Source organism: Cerasicoccus maritimus (genome assembly GCA_031296935.1).
Taxonomy (GTDB): domain Bacteria; phylum Verrucomicrobiota; class Verrucomicrobiia; order Opitutales; family Cerasicoccaceae; genus Cerasicoccus; species Cerasicoccus maritimus.
Genome location: JAVDPD010000030.1, coordinates 19,763 through 36,740, shown reverse-complemented (window position 1 = coordinate 36,740; position 16,978 = coordinate 19,763). Strand labels below are relative to the sequence as shown.

At 53.3% G+C, this 16,978-nt stretch carries 12 protein-coding genes; 3 read left to right on the top strand and 9 right to left on the bottom strand.

Annotated features, from left to right (window positions below; all coding sequences use genetic code 11):
* Nucleotides 1-35: 35 nt before the first annotated feature.
* A complete protein-coding gene (locus RBB62_RS16740) occupies nucleotides 36-569 on the bottom strand; it encodes an SPFH domain-containing protein (protein WP_309400249.1) in 534 nt (177 codons plus the stop codon).
* Nucleotides 566-1,240, bottom strand: coding sequence for an OB-fold-containig protein (locus tag RBB62_RS16735; RefSeq protein ID WP_309400247.1), 675 nt, complete (start codon nucleotides 1,238-1,240; stop codon nucleotides 566-568). The genes RBB62_RS16740 and RBB62_RS16735 overlap by 4 nt, the downstream gene beginning before the upstream one ends.
* Nucleotides 1,241-1,350: 110 nt before the next feature.
* Between RBB62_RS16735 and RBB62_RS16730 the strand changes: the two genes are divergently transcribed.
* The 3 genes from RBB62_RS16730 (at nucleotide 1,351) to uvrB (ending at nucleotide 5,562) form a co-directional block, all read left to right on the top strand.
* Nucleotides 1,351-2,415 (top strand): glucokinase, encoded by a 1,065-nt coding sequence (locus RBB62_RS16730; RefSeq protein WP_309400246.1) that lies wholly within the window; start codon nucleotides 1,351-1,353, stop codon nucleotides 2,413-2,415.
* A 76-nt stretch (nucleotides 2,416-2,491) separates the two neighbouring features.
* Complete coding sequence (locus RBB62_RS16725; RefSeq protein ID WP_309400245.1) at nucleotides 2,492-3,388, top strand: DUF6515 family protein; 897 nt, start codon at nucleotides 2,492-2,494, stop codon at nucleotides 3,386-3,388.
* Nucleotides 3,389-3,516: 128 nt separating this feature from the next.
* Nucleotides 3,517-5,562: an excinuclease ABC subunit UvrB gene (gene uvrB / locus RBB62_RS16720; protein WP_309400244.1), complete on the top strand. Its 2,046-nt coding sequence runs from the start codon at nucleotides 3,517-3,519 to the stop codon at nucleotides 5,560-5,562.
* Nucleotides 5,563-5,569: 7 nt separating this feature from the next.
* Here uvrB and RBB62_RS16715 read toward each other — a convergent pair whose 3' ends face one another.
* The 7 genes from RBB62_RS16715 to RBB62_RS16685 all read right to left on the bottom strand — a co-directional run bounded on the left by RBB62_RS16715 (nucleotide 5,570) and on the right by RBB62_RS16685 (nucleotide 16,919).
* Nucleotides 5,570-11,731, bottom strand: a complete 6,162-nt coding sequence (locus RBB62_RS16715; RefSeq protein WP_309400243.1) for a leucine-rich repeat domain-containing protein — start codon at nucleotides 11,729-11,731, stop codon at nucleotides 5,570-5,572.
* 103 nt (nucleotides 11,732-11,834) lie between these two features.
* Nucleotides 11,835-12,233 carry a lycopene cyclase domain-containing protein gene (locus RBB62_RS16710; protein WP_309400241.1) on the bottom strand — a complete coding sequence of 133 codons (399 nt, stop codon included), beginning with the start codon at nucleotides 12,231-12,233 and terminating at the stop codon, nucleotides 11,835-11,837.
* Nucleotides 12,234-12,345: 112 nt separating this feature from the next.
* Entirely contained in the window at nucleotides 12,346-12,555 is a 210-nt protein-coding gene (locus tag RBB62_RS16705) for a ribbon-helix-helix domain-containing protein (RefSeq protein ID WP_309400239.1), read from the bottom strand.
* Nucleotides 12,556-12,790: 235 nt separating this feature from the next.
* On the bottom strand, nucleotides 12,791-13,669 hold the full coding sequence (gene sucD, locus RBB62_RS16700) for a succinate--CoA ligase subunit alpha (protein WP_309400237.1): 879 nt from the start codon (nucleotides 13,667-13,669) through the stop codon (nucleotides 12,791-12,793).
* A 32-nt stretch (nucleotides 13,670-13,701) separates the two neighbouring features.
* Nucleotides 13,702-14,889 carry an ADP-forming succinate--CoA ligase subunit beta gene (gene sucC, locus RBB62_RS16695; RefSeq protein WP_309400236.1) on the bottom strand — a complete coding sequence of 396 codons (1,188 nt, stop codon included), beginning with the start codon at nucleotides 14,887-14,889 and terminating at the stop codon, nucleotides 13,702-13,704.
* 172 nt (nucleotides 14,890-15,061) lie between these two features.
* On the bottom strand, nucleotides 15,062-15,793 hold the full coding sequence (rph, locus tag RBB62_RS16690; RefSeq protein WP_309400234.1) for a ribonuclease PH: 732 nt from the start codon (nucleotides 15,791-15,793) through the stop codon (nucleotides 15,062-15,064).
* Nucleotides 15,794-15,887: 94 nt separating this feature from the next.
* Nucleotides 15,888-16,919 carry a DUF481 domain-containing protein gene (locus RBB62_RS16685; RefSeq protein ID WP_309400233.1) on the bottom strand — a complete coding sequence of 344 codons (1,032 nt, stop codon included), beginning with the start codon at nucleotides 16,917-16,919 and terminating at the stop codon, nucleotides 15,888-15,890.
* Between the last annotated feature and the right edge of the window lie 59 nt (nucleotides 16,920-16,978).

Sequence of the window (16,978 nt, the reverse complement as noted above, 5' to 3'; positions counted from 1 at the left end):
AGTTAGTGGCTAACGGTTGTTTTGTTAATTTAAGTTTAGTGCGCCCGGAAGAGTAGGCCGCCGCTTTGGGTGGGGCTGTACTCCGGGGGAAATTTATCTATGTGGTCGAGGGCGACGTCTTGCAGGACGATGCCCGGTTTGAAATAGCGTTTGGGCACGCGCTCGATGATCGCGTTTTTGAGCGTGGTGATGTCGGCGAGCTCGCTCCAATCATGTTCGCTGGCGGCCGCGCGGATGAGCTGCTCGGCATCGTTGATCATCTCGGGAATGCGTTCATCCAGGTCGAAGAGGGCGTCTGTTTCGAGATAATCAATTGCGGCCAGGACGTCTTTGGGTGTGTCGTTGACGCGGAGCTGCAGCGTGACCTTCAGGTCGAAGAGTTGCTGGTCCTTGGCGATGAGCGGATTGTCCGGCCCGGTGAAAGTGAGTGAGAGATTGGAAATCGTGATATCGACTTTGGAAATTCGCTGTAGGCCGGGAAAGACGAACATGCCGTCGAACGTGACTTTACGGCCTCCGAGGCCAGAGCGGACGAGTGCTTTGCCCGCGAATGCCTTGTGGTATTTCACTTGGCAGCCTCCAATTCAACTAAGTGTGGCTCCTCGTTGGTCTTGGTTACGAGGTAGGTTTTGCCATTTGGGTTTTTGCTGGTGATTTTGGCATAGTCGCCTTTGACCAGCACTTCGGCTTCATTTTCCAGCACGACATTAAAACGGCAGGGCACGCCGTGGTGGTCGAGTTCCACTTGGCCGTATTTATCCGTAACTTCAGCGGTGATGACTACACCGACAGCCCCAATGAAGGTTTCCTTTTGTGAGGTAACGCCAAAGAGCTTGCGGAAAACACGGGCGCAGAAACGCATAAACATGCGTGTAATGTAGAGCGCAATGGCCATTGAGCCAGCCATAATCGCAATGCCAACGCCCCAAACGCTGATGGGGTTGAAGAAGTGGTTCAGGAGCATCATCATGCCCCACATGAGGGTGATGAATACGCTCAGGGCCCACATGAAAGGGGCTTCGCCGTCGCTGAGGGCGTAGGAGAAGCGGCCCATGAGGCCTGCTTCGCTCGGGTCGATGTCGCCATCGCCGTCAAAATCGAAGTCGAAGTCGAAAACGAGGCCGAACAGTCCACCTATTAGCTGAAATGCCCAATAGATCAGAACCAGGCCGAATAGCACGGAAAACGGCAAATTATACCAGCGTATAGCTTCGTCGTAAATCTGCGTTAAGAGTTCCATGGCGGGGATTGAGTTGCTTTTCTAAGTTTTCCTTTGTTTTGTCGAGTATAGTCAACGGGAATACTCCGTTACTATTACATTAATTTCCTTAGTTTATAATCCTCCATTACATGCGCACTACCTGGCATTCCAACGAAACGAAATTTAACCGCTATCTGCTGGCCGGCGATATCGGCGGAACGAATAGTAATCTGGCCCTCGTAGGCGAGAGCGACGGGAAGTTTACGGTACTGGTTGAGTGCGTTTTTCCGAGTGCGGAAATTAATGGCCTGATTGAGCCCATCAAGCAAACGCTCTCCGAGGCAGACAAGCGCCTGAAAGACATAGCCATTCAGCGGTGCTGCATTAGCGGCGCCGGGCCGGTGGCGAAGAACTACTGCAAGCTCTCGAACTTGCGTTGGAATATAGATGGAGACGAAATTGCGGCGGCCATCGGCATTCCGACGATTGTGATCAACGACTTCTTGGCGATCAGCTACGGTGTACCGTTGCTGGACGTCAATAACCCCGAGCAGATCACGCAATTGGCGCACTCTGATGGTAGTCACTCCGAGGGCTCGGGCGAGGTGTCGCTGGTCATTGGCGCGGGCACGGGCCTGGGCGTGGGCTTTGTTATCAACCACGGCGGCAAAATGGTAGCCTATCCGTCCGAAGGTGGCCACGCGAGCTTTGCGAATTTCGATGCTGAAACGAGCGAGTTGAAGCACTACGTGACGCGCAATACCAACTACGCATCCGAGGTGGAGATGCTGGTGTCGGGCCGCGGGTTGACGAATATCTTCAATTTCTACCGCGACGTGCGCAAGGTCACCATGCTTGGCGTCCTAAAGGACATTGACGAAGCGCCGGACAGCGAAAAGCCGGCAATGATCGGCGCCCACGCCGCGAACAACCCGGTCTGCCGCGACGTGCTGCGCTTGTTCATCAAGGTATATGGCCGCATCACGGCCGACTTTGCTACGCTGCTCCTGCCGTCTAACGGTATTTACCTGGCGGGTGGCATCGTGGAGAAAAACGAGAATTTCTTCGTGGATGGTCGGCAGTTCATGTATTACTTCGAGCAGAATTTTCATCCGAACATTCAGGAGATCCTGACGAAGTTCCCAGTCTATATAATCCGTGAATACAGCATCTCGCTCTATGGCGCTGCTAATGCTGCGGTGTTGTTCGATTAGTCCCAAGAGGATCTAGATTACGGTAAATTCATATTAGGTGGTGCAACGTTTGAGAACGTTTTGCGTTTACCCAGATATGATTAAAAACACAAACGTTCGTTTAATTTCAGTGATGAAGCGCGCGTTGCTGGTCTCCGCGATCAGCGGCGCATTTATGGCCTCAGCTTTCGCCCAGCATGGTGACAACAGTCCGGGACTAGCGATGGGCGGGCAGCCAGGTGCCCCTAGAGGCGAGCAGGCTGGTCAGCAAATGCATGCGCCTGCGAATGCCCAGCAGAGGCAACCTCAGGCCGGGCCTTCTCAGCAGGGACAGCCCCAAGCAGGTAAGCAGCAGAGCGGCCCGCATATGGGCAACCCGCAGTCAGAGCCGCAATACGCAGGTAATCAACAACCAGCACAGCCTAAAGCATCGCAGCCCGGACATGGCCAACCGCAGCCGCAGCAGCCTCAGGTTGCTCAGCATCAGCCTGGTCCGCGCTCTCCAGTGATGGTCCCGCCGGGACGGCCTTATGCGCAAGTTCCCCGTGGCGCGATTTCGATTCAGTTCGGTAACGAAAACATCTTTTTCAGCGCCGGCATCTTCTACCAGTGGGCCAATGGTAGCTACATATCGATCAATGCACCGGTTGGCGTTATAGTGCCGACGCTCCCTGCCGGTTGTGAAATGCAGGTCGTCGGTGGATCCAGCTACTATGTGTATAACGGCGTATATTACCGTCGGGCCACTAGTGGCTACGTAGTCGTCGAAACTCCGGTCGTGGTGAACGAACCCGTGTATGCGGAGGCTGCCCCTGCAGCCCCGCAAAACGTGACCGTGTGGATTCAAAACGGCAATGGCTCGCGGACGCCGGTGGTTTTGACGCCGTCAGATGATGGTCAATGGGTTGGCCCGAAGGGTGAATATTATCAGACCTTTCCGACTCAGGATCAGCTTGCCTCGATCTACGGCCTGAAAACCACGCAACAGTCGTAATTTTACCACTGCACTGAGCAGGGCCTTTGGGATTTTTCCGGGCCCTGTTTTCATGTACTGCACAAGTAGATTTCTGCCTGAATGGATCTGCGGGTTGCATTCCGAAAAACTCGATCTAGGGTTGCTCTGTGGATTTCGAACTCCAGTCCGACTATGGCCCACAGGGGGACCAACCGACCGCGATCGAGACGCTGACGCGCTCCTTGCGCGCGGGTAATCAGTTCCAGACCTTGCTGGGGGTAACGGGCTCGGGCAAGACGTTTACGATGGCCAATATCGTGCAGGAACTTCAGCGCCCGACGCTGGTTATCTCGCACAATAAGACGCTGGCGGCGCAGCTCTACTCGGAGTTTAAGAGCTTTTTTCCGAACAACGCCGTCGAGTATTTCGTGAGCTATTACGACTACTATCAGCCGGAGGCCTACGTTCCCTCGACGGATACCTATATCGAGAAAGATTCCAGCATCAATGACGAGATCGAGCGCCTGCGCATTGCGGCCACGAGCTCGCTGATCAGCCGCCGCGATGTGCTGGTGGTAGCGAGTGTGAGTTGCATTTATGGCTTGGGTTCGCCGGAAGATTTCCGCGAAATGATGATCCCGCTGCGTGTCGGTGAAGAATATGGCCGCGACAAGCTACTGGAGCGCTTGGTAGAGAATTTATACGAGCGCAACGACATTCAACTGACACGTGGTAAGTTCCGGGTGCGCGGCGAGGTCGTCGACGTGTTTCCGGCTTACATGGAGAGCGCGATTCGCATCGAGTTCTGGGGTGACGAGATTGAGGCAATCACCGGCCTGGATCCGCTGACTGGCGAGATGGGCGAGCGCATGCAGCACTTTCAGCTCTATCCGGCCAACCAATACATCACGCCGCGTCGCAAGCTGGATACCGCGGTGCAGGCAATTCGCTCGGAAGCGGATGCGCAGGTAGCTAAGTTCGAGCAAGATCGTCGTTTGATCGAAGCGCAGCGCATTAAAATGCGGACCGACTACGATCTGGAGCTCCTCCAGGAAATGGGCTTCTGTAACGGCATCGAGAATTACTCGCGCCACCTTTCGGGGCGCGAAGAAGGGGAGCGCCCCTGGTGCCTGATTGACTTCTTTCCGAAAGACTTTCTGCTGATCATCGACGAAAGCCACGTGACCGTGCCGCAGATCGGCGCGATGTATCATGGCGACCGTTCGCGTAAATCGCGTCTCGTGGACTTTGGTTTCCGCCTGCCGTCGGCGTTGGACAATCGTCCGCTCAAGCCTGATGAATTCTGGGATGTTACGGGGCAGTGTGTGTTCGTTTCAGCGACGCCGGCAAAGCTGGAAATGGAAAAATCAACTGTGGTCGCGCATCAGGTCGTCCGCCCGACGGGCCTACTGGATCCGGTGATGGAAGTGCGGCCGATCAAGGGGCAGGTCGAAGATTTAATTGGCGAGGTCAAAACCGCTATCGAGCAGGAGGAGCGCGTGCTGGTGACGACACTCACCAAGCGCATGAGCGAGGACCTGACCAGCTACCTGCGCGAAGCCAACATTCGCGTGGAGTATTTGCACAGCGACATCGACGCGATTGAGCGCGTGGAGATTCTGCGTAACCTGCGGCGTGGTGATTTCGATGTGCTCGTGGGTGTAAATTTGCTGCGTGAAGGCTTGGACCTGCCCGAAGTTGCCTTGGTGGCGATCCTCGATGCGGACAAGGAAGGCTTCTTGCGCAGTGAAACCAGTCTTGTGCAGACGGCGGGCCGCGCGGCGCGCCACGAGAAGGGCCGCGTGATTCTGTACGCGGATAATATGACCGATTCGCTGAAGCGCACCATTGCGGTCACGGAAGATCGCCGAGAGCGGCAGATCGCGCACAATTTGGAACATGGCATCACGCCGCGTAGCGTCCGTCGCGCCGTGCAGGCGAGCTTGCATCACCAGGAAGCGGCAGAGAATCCGGTGGACTTCAAGGCATCGGGAGGCGATGAGGATGTCGCCGCGGTTTTGGCAGAGCTTGAAGCCGAGATGCTTGAAGCCGCCAACAATTTGGAATTTGAGCGCGCGGCGGTCTTGCGCGACCAGATAGACGCCTTGAAAAATGGGGCGGCCGCAAGCACGACTGGTTCGGACTCGGGCGCGAAAGCCACCCGTCGCCGTAAGCGTGCGAAGAAGGGCAAGAATATGAAGTGGGGCCGCTAGCGCTGTTTTATTCCAGCACTTCGGGCAGGACTTCAATTTGGTAGAACTCAGTGTTGTCACCGGGCGTGAAATCTAGCGTGAAGACGTTGTCCTCTTGCTTGAGCGAGCCAGTTGCTGGCATCCAGTTATCAAGGTTATCGCTTTTCCAAAGGCCAAAGCGGAAGAAGAAATTGCCCTCTGGTTGGCGCTCGATAGTCGGGCTAGGCAGCGCCAGCGACTTCAGTTGGTCGCGCGTGTAGAGCGAGTAGTTGTCGGGATCGTTTTGAACGGCGGCCACCCCGGCGGTGAAGCCGTCTGCGTAGTGATCCGTTGTGGTAATCTTAACTCCGCGTTCCTCGAGTATGTCCAGCAGCGTCATGGTTGCGGAGCCTTCTCGGCTATCATACATGGCGCCGGCAAGATTAAGATTTAGCAGAGAGCCCATGGATCTGAGCGCAGCGAGGTCGACCAGCCCCTGGTTGCGTAGAGACAGGGTGCGCAGGATGCCTAAATCGCTGAAGGCACTGAGGTCAGACAGTGTATTTTCCTGGCCGGGGTAGAGATCGCTATCGTTATCGAGAATAATGCTTCGCAGCGTGCTTATGCCAGACAGTGTGCTGAAGTCAGAGATGGAATTACCGGCTAGATCGACATTGTACAAGGTGCCATCGGTCTGCTCCAACCCGGAGAGATCTTCAATGCCATAGCCTTTGGCCGTGAGTTGTGTTAACTCGCGGCTATGTAAGTCCAGGGATCCATTATTCGAGATCCCCAAGCTATCTCTCAGAGCGCTTTCCAGGCCGGTGTCGATTTCCGGGTCATAGATGCCTGACTGTGGGTTCATAATGGTCGAGCTGAATGGGTGCTCTTCAGCGTCAAAGGCATCAATCGCATACTGCGGGATGCGGTGCCCCACAATGACGAGGCCTTCCAGGAAGGGTAACTGGTCGAACGCCGCGAGGGACGAGATGCCTTGTTGATCCAGCTTGATGTCCCGGAGTGACTTTGCATTGGCAAGTAGGTCGATGTCTTTGAGCGCTGGCGCGGTGTCGAACGGATCATCATAGCGGCCCAGGAGGATGCGGTCTAACTCCTGCAAATTGTAGATGGGAGCGATGCTGCTCACGTAGGCGTTCGACAGTTTGATATCCGTCAAACCTAGCATGAACTCCACGCTAGTCAGGTCGCGAATCGGAAGCGCTTCCTCGAGATTCGTGATCACTTCCAAGCCAGAAAGATGGCTGTCATAGTATTTGCGGCGGAGCACCGGATCGCGAAACAGCTCACTGCAACTTTCCCTTTCTAAGTCATTAAAGACATCGGCACCATAGGATTCCAATTGGCCGACAATAGGAAAATTAGGTGATTGTTGGCTCTTGGAAATGAAATTCTCAGACACATCGAGCGTTTCGAGCTGTGTAAAGCTTTTCAGCGGCGAAAGATCTGAAACGTAGTTGGCCCCGAGATTCAAAAACGTGAGCTTGGTGAGTGACTCAAGTGGCGAGATATCGCGTATTTGATTCCCATCCAGATAGAGGTTTTTGAGTTCGGTGAAGTTCTCAATGCCCTCCAGCGAGGTAATGTTGCGCTCACCTAAATGGGCATAGTTCAAGTCGGCGTCTAATTGGTCGTTACCGCTATCGTAGAATGCTCGATTGAGCGTTGGATGCAGGGCAGCGGCGGGAATTTCGTCTTCTTCAAAAAAGTTTACTTGCACACTGTGTTTGAGGAGGCGGGCATGCCAACTCGGGGACTGACTGCCATACTGGCTGCAATCGAGGTTTCGCAGTGAGGGCATTTCACTGAGCCAACTGAGCTCTTGCGGCAGTTGGCCGATGATGCCTAGGTCTTGGAGGCGTAGGAGATTGCTGATTGGCGACAAATCTTGAATAGGATTTTGACGATCTTCGAAGCCGGCTCTCGGAGAGGAGTTTCCAGATAAATAGAGCTCCCTTAGCTGATCTAGATGAGCTAAGGGGGAGATGTCGCTGATGAAGTTCTCATTCAAGTCCAGGACTTCCAGCTGACTTAAGTATTCAATACCTGAGATTGAGGTGAGTGCGTTTGCCTGGAACTTAGTGATGCCTTGCATATTGTCGAAGGTTACTGGGTAGTTTGGATCGTAGGCATACGCTGCAAGGGAGCAAGCCAGGCGTAGATCCATGAGCAAAGACCAGTCGCGAAGCTCGTCGCCAGACACGATGTTTACTCCACGATTTTCAAGTATGCGTAGCTCGGTAAAGTGAGGGAAGTTGGCAGAATCTCTCACGAAGGTGTATTCCAGCATCAAATTTTCCAGCGTCGGCAAGCTGAGAAACGGCTCCAGATCTGCAATGAGGTTTCCGCTCAACTCAATGTCATATAAGCGTCTACAGCCAGCAAGCGGGGATGCGTCCAGCGGTCCGGATGGCGGCGCTGCCAGTTGACGTGCTTCGAGGTTTGTCAGCTCCCGCAATCCACCCAAGGCGCTTAGGTCTGACACCGGACAATGGCTAATCGTCAGCTCCTGTAAGTTGGGCATCAGTTGAATGAAGCTGAGATCGGTGATACAGCTGTCAGTCAGATCCAAGTTTGCGACGCTGGCTAGCTGGTCATAGTCGATTTTAATATCAAAAAACGGTTCAATGATGTCAGTGACTTGTGGGGGCAAGACTCGGCGCCAGTCTGGATTAGTGGGAGGAGAACCGGTGGCGCTCAGAATCTGAGCAGTCCTGATGGTGTCGCGTTCGAAGTCGCTGCGCGCTTCCTCTAACTGGATTACTTCGCAGACAGGTGTTTCATGGATTTCGAATTGTTCCAGGTATGTCAGGTCGCCTAGGGCTCGAATATCGACCAAGTCAGTTCTGCTTAGATTGAGATGCTCTAGTGAGCTAATTTTAGCGAGTGGCGACGCATCCTGAATCGTGTTCCGCGGCCACTGCTTGCGCTGGTCATTGTTGAACTCAACGGTGCGCAGTTGCGTAAGATTTTGCAGCGGCAATAGATCGTGTATGGCCTGATTCCCTAAAGATATCGCATCCATTCTAAAGGCGAATTGCAGTCCCTCCAAACTCTGGATGATCAGGTTCGGGTTATTCTCATAGTAGTAGAGGCCACTTACATTGGTGAGCTCCGAGAGGGGTAAATCGCTTAATTCATTTGAATTTGGATCATGCATGACGACCGTTAACTCAGGCTGGAAGAAGGTCCACCAGTCAGTGCGTTCATCGAATGCTTGATCGACTGAGATGCCTGCGCCCTCCAATGATATGATACGCGTGTGTGCCGCCGTAACTGGCGCTTCGTAGGCGAATTCTGAATCCTTGTTAAGGCCAGCCAGCTCGCTGGCAGCCGTGCCGTTAAGATTCAACTGAGACAATTTGGGGAAATTGCTCAAGGTTAAGTCGTCGATATTCGCCAGCGGATTGGCGCTCAGGTTTATCTCCTGCAAGTTGGGATTGGGGCCAAGACCTTCAAGGGACGTTATCCGGTTCTCGCTCAGGTCGATTGTATTTAGGCCAACCAGAGCATTCAGATAGCTCAAATCGCTGATTCCGCTTTGAGAGAGAGCCAGTTGCGAAATGTATCGAAGGTCTGAATATTCCCAATCGTTAAAGCCGACATCGGCGAGCAGCGCCCAGCGTAGATTGGGCTGAAAGAGATACAGCGAAGGTTGACGACTGCCACCGGAATTCAAGCCGACGCTGATGCTCCGTTCTTCACACAGAGAAGCCAAGCGGCGTAGTTGATGATAATGCGGGTCGAGTAGCGAATTCTCCTTCGGCATTCCCCAGAGCTCAGAGGCGTAAGTCTGCTCTAAGCGCAGGTTCTGCAGCGGCCAGCGAACGAGCTCAAGCGGAACATCCAGCACAGGTGAATCACGTAGATCAATGTTCTCCAATGCCGGCAGCGAGATAAGTGGGGTCAAGTCGAGCACTTGCCCGTCGTAGCGCATGAATTCAAAGAAGCGATTGGAGATACGCAATTCACGCAGGCTTTTACTGAAGCGCAGCGGCGTCAGATCATGGATGAAGTGCTCCTTGACGGTGAGCGTTTCCAGATTGACCAAATACTGTAGCCCCTCCAGATCCTCAATGATGACTTGAGCCTCTGCTGGGTCGGAGTCGCTCGTGTAGGGGAGGTTCAGATCATAGATGGCAGCCAGCTGATCGTAGCGGATAAACGAAGTCGAAATGTTTGCGGCATCACGGATTGCGCGCATCAACTCCGGGCTGAAATGCAGTTGCCAATCCGGGCGGGCCGAGCGGCCAAACTCATACAAAATAGTGCGTCCGGCAGACTCCAATTGGTAAACCTGGCGCTTCATCTCCTGCGTCAGCGCATTGTCTTCTCTATTATCAATGATTTCCGCAAAGGCGGTGTTATCCAAGTCGACTTGTTGTAGATTCGCTAGGGACAACAGTGGGGTAATATCTGCGACTGGATTATCAGCCAGATTCACGTCTTCAAGAAACTTCAATTGTGCCAGAGGACTGATATCGGTAACGGACTGCGTTGAAATATCCAAAGACTGCAAATGGGCAATGTACTGCAGGCCATCTAGCTTAAACACTATTGGTAGTTCAGGATTATTATCGAACTGCAGCGTGCTTGAACTCAAATTTGCAAGATCCCCAATATGGAGGGATGAAGGGAAATTCAGCGCTTCAGCAAGATGACGGTTCACCGCAGGATCAAAAACCTGCCACCAGTCATCGCGGTGAACGGCACTAAGATTTACACTTGTGCCACGGGCTTCGAGTTCCTGAATCAAGCGTCGTGCTTGAAGGTTGAGGTAGGGGAAGGCCTCTTCTTCCTCCAATAACTCATCGAACAGCGTATCCGAAATCGAAATATATTCCAGATGACGGTTTTCAAGAAAGCTGAAATCCGCAACCGGCGCATTGGATACCTCCAACTCTCGTAAGCGAGGCAAATACTCCAAAGGCGATAAATCTCTGACGGGAACATTGCTGATATAAAGGGCTTCCAGTTTGGTCAGTTTTTCAAAGCCGCTTAGGTCGACAATGGGGACGTGATAGAGGCCCAGAGTGTTTACTTGTTCGTAGTCTTGCTCGTTCAAATGCTCCGGATCGGAGTTGGTTTCATCAGCAACGATGCGGTCAAGCATGGTGCAGTCCAGGACACCTACGACGAAGTTTTCACCTGAGGCGATGTCGCGATACGTCCAGTTTTCAGGTGCAATGGGGTAGCTGTAATCAAAATCTTCCTGGCAGGCAGATCGATCGTATTGGTCGTCGGTATCCAGCGCGACAAAGCTGTCGACAAAGCCGTTGCTAATGACCGATACACCATCAGGCTTGGTGCAGGCGAACCGCTGAGGCCCCCAAGACTTAGTTGCGGTATTACTCATCAGGGCGAGCCCTGCATGGCGATCGTGTGCGATGATAAAATCTTCCACCTGCCCGTCAGTGTAGTCATAGTCCATCTCCTCCGGCATATCTACATCGCCGGCACCGATCAGGTAGCCATTTTCGGTCAGTGCCCAAAGGCTGTTCAGGCCAGCTCTGACCTTTTTAATGGGCGAACCGTTGATTAAGTGCTCAGCGCTGCCTAACTCATCAATGAGCTGTGGTATATACCTGTCATCAGGTGTTAATACGTCAAAATTGTCCTTTTCGCGGAGCAAGATCAGGAAGTTTTCTGATGCATCCAAGTCCTTGATGCCTGATTCGTTCACAATTCCCAAAGCAGCCCATCCCTCGGCGCAGGCATATACTTGGCCATTGTAACGAATGCCAAAGAGCCCGGCTGGATTCGCACGTACTTCAACAACGCCAGTCCAGCGTGAAGGGTGGATACCGGTCCATTCTCCTCTGGTCAGTTTGGCTTCAGTGGATTCCCGGTTGAAGGACGACCAAATGTCGACGGTTCCATCAGCCTTGAGCTGGATCATGTTTGAGCCATATGCCGCGATGCTGATAACCTTGTCGTTTTGCGGGAAACGCTGAAAGGATCCGTAGTCTTCAGTGATTCCAAGGAGGACTGATGTGCCGCTCTGCGGATATCGCTCGGGATTTTTTACGGCAGCAGAGTCGAGCCAATGGCTTTCAATGTAGTCGGCATAACCATCGCCGTCGATATCTTGATAACCTGGAATCGGATCTGACCACAGCGCTGTGGCGCAGAATGTCGTGATCAGTACTAGAAGGCAGCTTTGGGTGAGATGTCGTGTAAAAGCGGAGGGCATGCTAGGAATAAATGGAGAACATCGACTTAGCTGTGAAGCGTAAATAATGTTTTAATAACAAGAACAGCAGGTCAGTAAGTAAGCTTCAATGATGGCGAATGCTTTAATTGTTTCCTTGGCGCGTTTTCGGCTCCTTGCGTAGATGCTTGGGCAGGAACAAGATAAAGCTCTGGGACACGAGCTGGGCTGTAAGGTAAAAGAAGAGCCATTCTTCGATCGGCACGCCAAAGGGCTTTAGTAGAAATCGAGCGATGGGCGATTCGACGCTTCCGGCGAGGATGAAATTTGGGTCAAAGTGCCAGATCTCGAAATGCACCGCCACTATATCCGTGAGGATCAGGTAGGTGCCGAGAATAACCGCAGGCAGGAAAATCGCGCGTCGGTTTGCCCAAAGCAGGCGATGAAAGCCGAGCCATTGCAGGGCGACCACTCCGCCGAGCCAAGCCAATAGGTGGAAGGCGTAGTAGGCATTGTCAGGCAACCAGTCGGCGTATATGTTCACGGGTGCAATCAAATGGCATGGGCGGTAAAGAGCAAGTTTCGCAGCAAAAAATGAATCCCGCCTGTTCAGGCGGGATTCAGTGATGGGGTGAATAAGTTTTCTCTGGAGTTAGCTATTTAGTAGCTTTCTTTTTGAACTTCTTGGGAGGTTCTGAGGCCTCCAATTCACCTGCCAACGACTCTAGGTGCGTGGCGATGAAGTTAGATCGATTGCGATTTTCTGTAGCCGCAAGCCGATCAATTTTATCAACCAGATCCTCGGGGAGGCTGATTGAGATTTGGGTTTTTCCGGGCGCGCGCCCATGAGTTTGTTTTTTAGCCATAATCTTCCTTGCTTATCAAGAATCCTATATCGCTAGGTATTTGAGAGCATTTTGGCAACACATTTAGGAGGATATCTTTGCATCTGCCATGTAGCCGTGATTGCGAAAAAGCATCTTTAAACCTGTTGATGATTATTAAACGACATTTTTAAGTCACTTCTTAACAATATATGCTAAAAATGTTTCATGCAAGACTGCATGAAACATTCTAAGCGAGGAAATATACTGCTTACCTCTAGCTGTAAATCGACAGCAGGGTTTCACCAATTTCTGAAGGCGTTGGAGCAACGGCGATGCCGGCGTCCTTAAGCGCAGCGATCTTCGTTTCTGCGCTGCCACTGGAGCCGGAAACAATGGCACCTGCGTGGCCCATGCGACGTCCGGGAGGTGCGGTCGTGCCTGCAATGAAGGCGGCTACCGGCTTCTTGACGTGCTCCTTGATGTAGGCTGCGGCTTCTTCTTCAGCGCTGCCGCCGATTTCGCCGATCAGGATGATCGCCTCGGTGGCGGGGTCTTCATTGAAGAGCTTGACTGCGTCGATGTGGCTGGTGCCATTGATCGGGTCACCGCCGATGCCGATGCAGGTGCTTTGGCCGTAACCACGAACCGTCAGCTGATACATAGCTTCGTAGGTAAGGGTGCCAGAGCGGCTGACCACGCCAACCTTGCCAGGCTGTGCAATGTAACCGGGCATGATGCCGATGTTGCATTCGCCGGGGGTCATAATGCCCGGGCAGTTAGGGCCGATCAGACGGGTTTTTCCGCCAGTCTTAATCAGCGCATCTTTAACTGCCGTCATATCGCGAACCGGGATGCCTTCGGTGATGCAGATGATCAGCTCGATGCCGGCGTCGATTGCTTCCAGAATACCGTCAGCCGCGAAGGGCGGGGGGACGAAGATCACGGAAGTATTGGCACCTTCTTTTGCCACGGCGTCATGAACGGAGTTGAAGATCGGCAACTTGTCTTCCCACTTGCCACCGCCCTTGCCAGGGGTGACAGCGGCAACATAATTGGTGCCGTAGGCGATGTTGTTGAGGGCATGCTGTGTGCCTGCCTTACCGGTGATGCCTTGTCCGACGACGCGGGTGTTTTTGCCAACGAGGACACTCATGATATTATAAAATTGATGGTTCTAAGGTGTGGTTACGCTTCAGCAACAAGCTTGACGATCTTTTGGGCTGCGTCGGATAGCGAGTCGGCCGGTGTGAGGGCCAGACCGCTGTCGGTGAGGGCTTGCTTGCCTTCGGCGACGGAGTTGCCTTCGAGGCGCACAACGAGTGGCACGGTGATGTCGACGTTCTTGGCTGCTTCGATGATGCCGTCAGCAATCGTCTTGCAGCTCATGATGCCGCCGAAGATGTTGACGAGGATGCCCTTCACGTTCGGATCGCTGAGGATGATCTTGAAGGCTTCGGTAACCTGGTCTGCATTTGCGCCACCGCCTACATCTAGGAAATTTGCCGGATTGCCGCCGAAGTGCTTGATGATGTCCATAGTGGCCATGGCCAGACCTGCACCGTTGACGAGGCAAGCGATGTTGCCGTCGAGCGCGATGTAACTCAGACCGGTGTCGGAAGCCTTAACTTCCTTCGGGTCTTCTTCGCCCAGGTCGCGGAGGGCGACGATTTCCGGGTGGCGGAAGAGGGCGTTGCTGTCGAAATTAACCTTCGCGTCGAGGGCGAGGATGTCGCCTTCGGGCGTGGTGATGAGCGGATTGATCTCCACCATCGAGCAGTCCTTGTCCCAGAACATGTCATAAAGACCAGTGAGGAACTTATCGAGCTGCTTGAGCTGAGCCTTTTCGGTGAGGCCGAGCCCAAACGCGATCTGGCGCTTGTGAAAAGGCATAATGCCGGTCGCTGGGTCAATGATGACGCGGATGATCTTCTCCGGAGTCTCATCAGCGACGGTTTCGATATCCATACCGCCTTCAGTCGAAGCGATAATGACGGGCTTGCTGGTGGCGCGGTCCAGAAGGATCGCTAAGTAGTATTCCTTCTGGATGGCGCTGGCTTCCGTAAAGTAAACGGTCTTTACTTCGCGGCCTTCCGGACCGGTTTGGTGCGTGACCAGCGTATTGCCAAGCATCTTCTTGGCAACGTCGATTGCTTCGGCTCGGGGGAGCACCTTGACGCCGCCCTTGAAACCGTCCGTAAACGTTCCCTTGCCGCGACCGCCGGCGTGGATTTGAGACTTCACCACAACGGTGTCGCCCTCGATTGCGCTCAGCGCGGCTTCAAAATCGGATTCGCTTTGCGCCGCTTTGCCAGCGGGCACTGCGATGCCAAATTCGGTGAACAATTCCTTGGCTTGGTATTCGTGAATATTCATGGGTTTCAGGAAGGAGGCTTAAGTAGCCCATTTGGCCGTCCAGCACATACTTTGGCAACGCTTAATTTTGAGGTTAGGCCTATATTTTCATCCTTAACCAGTCCTATTAGTGCGTTTTTTGATGCCATATTGGCTTAAATTGTCAGCCTGTTCAAAAAATGAATATAATTAATTAAACTAATGCAGCTGCCTGTGATTCACTGATTTCGAGGATGCCTTTTTTGGCTAGCGCGAGCAGTCCATCTAGCTGAGCCTGGGTAAAGGTTGCCTCTTCGCCGGTTCCCTGAACTTCAACAAACTCGCCGATGCTGGTCATCACCACATTGAAATCCACATCCGCGTCGCGGTCTTCGACGTAGGGTAGGTCGAGCACTTCGAGGTCTTGCCAGATGCCCACGCTGACTGCGGCAACGGTGTTGGGCATCGGGTCTTCGGCCAGTACGCCGTCAGCCATGAGGCGCTTAATTGCGAGTTTGGCGGCGACGCATGCACCGCTGATTGAGGCGGTTCGCGTGCCGCCGTCGGCTTGGAGGACGTCGCAGTCGATCCAGAGTGTCATGCCTGGCAGCTTCTTCAGGTCAACCACGGCGCGCATGGAGCGGCCAATGAGGCGCTGAATCTCAACGGTGCGGCCGTCGACCTTGCCCCGGGAGCTGTCGCGCTGCTTGCGGTCGAGGGTGGAGTAGGGGAGCATTGAATATTCCGCGGTAATCCAGCCGCCCTCGACGCCTTGGGCGTTCATCCAGCCGGGGACACGTTTTTCGATCGTGGCGGCGCAAATGACGCGCGTATTGCCAAAGCTGACGAGCACAGAGCCAGTCGCATTTGGCGCGATGCCGGGTTCAAAGGTGATGGGGCGAAGTTGGTCGCAGGTGCGACCGTCCAGGCGAAGGTTTTCTGACATGGATGGAGGAAACAGATTTCAGGAAACGGGATAAAGAAAAAAGGCGTCCTTGTGATTCAAGAACGCCTTAATTTTTTTCAGAAAAATATATCGATTAGTAGGGGATGCCGATGCCAGCGATGATCTGTTGTTCGCGCTTGACGCCGCCTGTGCCAACGGTGTTGTCGTAGGTCAGCTCGTAGGCGATGCTTGCTTCTACCCAGTCTGCCAGCTTGCTGATGAGCGCTGCGGTGAAGCCATACTGGTAGTTCTTGGTGTCACCGGGCTCAACACTGCCATAGGCGGTTTGTTCGAAGCGGACGATTTCGCTAAAGTGGTAAACGTAAGATTCCTTGATCGTGGCTAAGTTATACCATTTTTGGGAAACGCCTTCGGCGTCCTTATATTGGAGCGTGTAGGCTGGGATGATATCCAAGGTCATATCCTCGTTGTTGATGACATGGAAGCCAAGGCCAAGGTCGAGGTCAGCTTGATGGCGAATGTCTTTGACCATGTTCTTCAGGTAGCTAGCGCTGGAGTTGAAGAACATCCACTCGTTGATGTCGTGATCGTAGGTGAACTCTGCGCCGTATTGGTCGAGGTTTTTGTTAACTCCGCCATTGGTCTGAGTTTGGCGACTGTAATCATAGTAAATGTCAAAGGCGTAGTGATGCGGGGCAGCGTTTTTCTTGCCGTTCAGGTCAAAATTGATCGCAGTGGTGTCAGTGTTTGACTCCAAGTAACTGAAGCCAAATGACATCTTGCCTGACCAACCTTCTGGGATGACATTTTCATCAAGCCAACTTTGCGCGTCCTTGATGGATTGGGTGACCATATCGACCTTCTCCTGCTTTTCGGCGGACAGCGGTTCACTTTTGCCCGAGGTCTTGGAGCTGGGGGTGGTTGCGGCATTTGCAACGGCGGCAGCTTCGGCTGCGCTGGGTGCTGCGACCTGCGGAACTTCAACGGTTGCTTGGTCTTCCGGAACGCTCAATTCACCCAGTAGATCTGAGCGAAAGTTAATCGCGCCATTTTCTTGGCTCACGAGGCTGCCGGTAATCCGGTCGCCATTTTTCAATACGAGGGTGTCAGCAGATGCAATGCTGCAAAGCGCAACTGAGGCCAGAATAGTGGAAGTTCTAAGCATACGTTGATCGAAATTGGAGGCATTAGTTTTTATTTCAAGGACTTTTTACAGTGTATTGT

Excerpts from the sequence above, each read along its gene's own strand:
- RBB62_RS16735 (WP_309400247.1), bottom strand. The coding sequence starts at position 1,240 with ATGGAACTCTTAACGCAGATTTACGACGAAGCTATACGCTGGTATAAT.
- RBB62_RS16730 (WP_309400246.1), top strand. The coding sequence starts at position 1,351 with ATGCGCACTACCTGGCATTCCAACGAAACGAAATTTAACCGCTATCTG.
- RBB62_RS16725 (WP_309400245.1), top strand. The coding sequence starts at position 2,492 with ATGATTAAAAACACAAACGTTCGTTTAATTTCAGTGATGAAGCGCGCG.
- RBB62_RS16715 (WP_309400243.1), bottom strand. The coding sequence starts at position 11,731 with ATGCCCTCCGCTTTTACACGACATCTCACCCAAAGCTGCCTTCTAGTA.
- RBB62_RS16705 (WP_309400239.1), bottom strand. The coding sequence starts at position 12,555 with ATGGCTAAAAAACAAACTCATGGGCGCGCGCCCGGAAAAACCCAAATC.
- sucD (WP_309400237.1), bottom strand. The coding sequence starts at position 13,669 with ATGAGTGTCCTCGTTGGCAAAAACACCCGCGTCGTCGGACAAGGCATC.
- sucC (WP_309400236.1), bottom strand. The coding sequence starts at position 14,889 with ATGAATATTCACGAATACCAAGCCAAGGAATTGTTCACCGAATTTGGC.
- rph (WP_309400234.1), bottom strand. The coding sequence starts at position 15,793 with ATGTCAGAAAACCTTCGCCTGGACGGTCGCACCTGCGACCAACTTCGC.
- RBB62_RS16685 (WP_309400233.1), bottom strand. The coding sequence starts at position 16,919 with ATGCTTAGAACTTCCACTATTCTGGCCTCAGTTGCGCTTTGCAGCATT.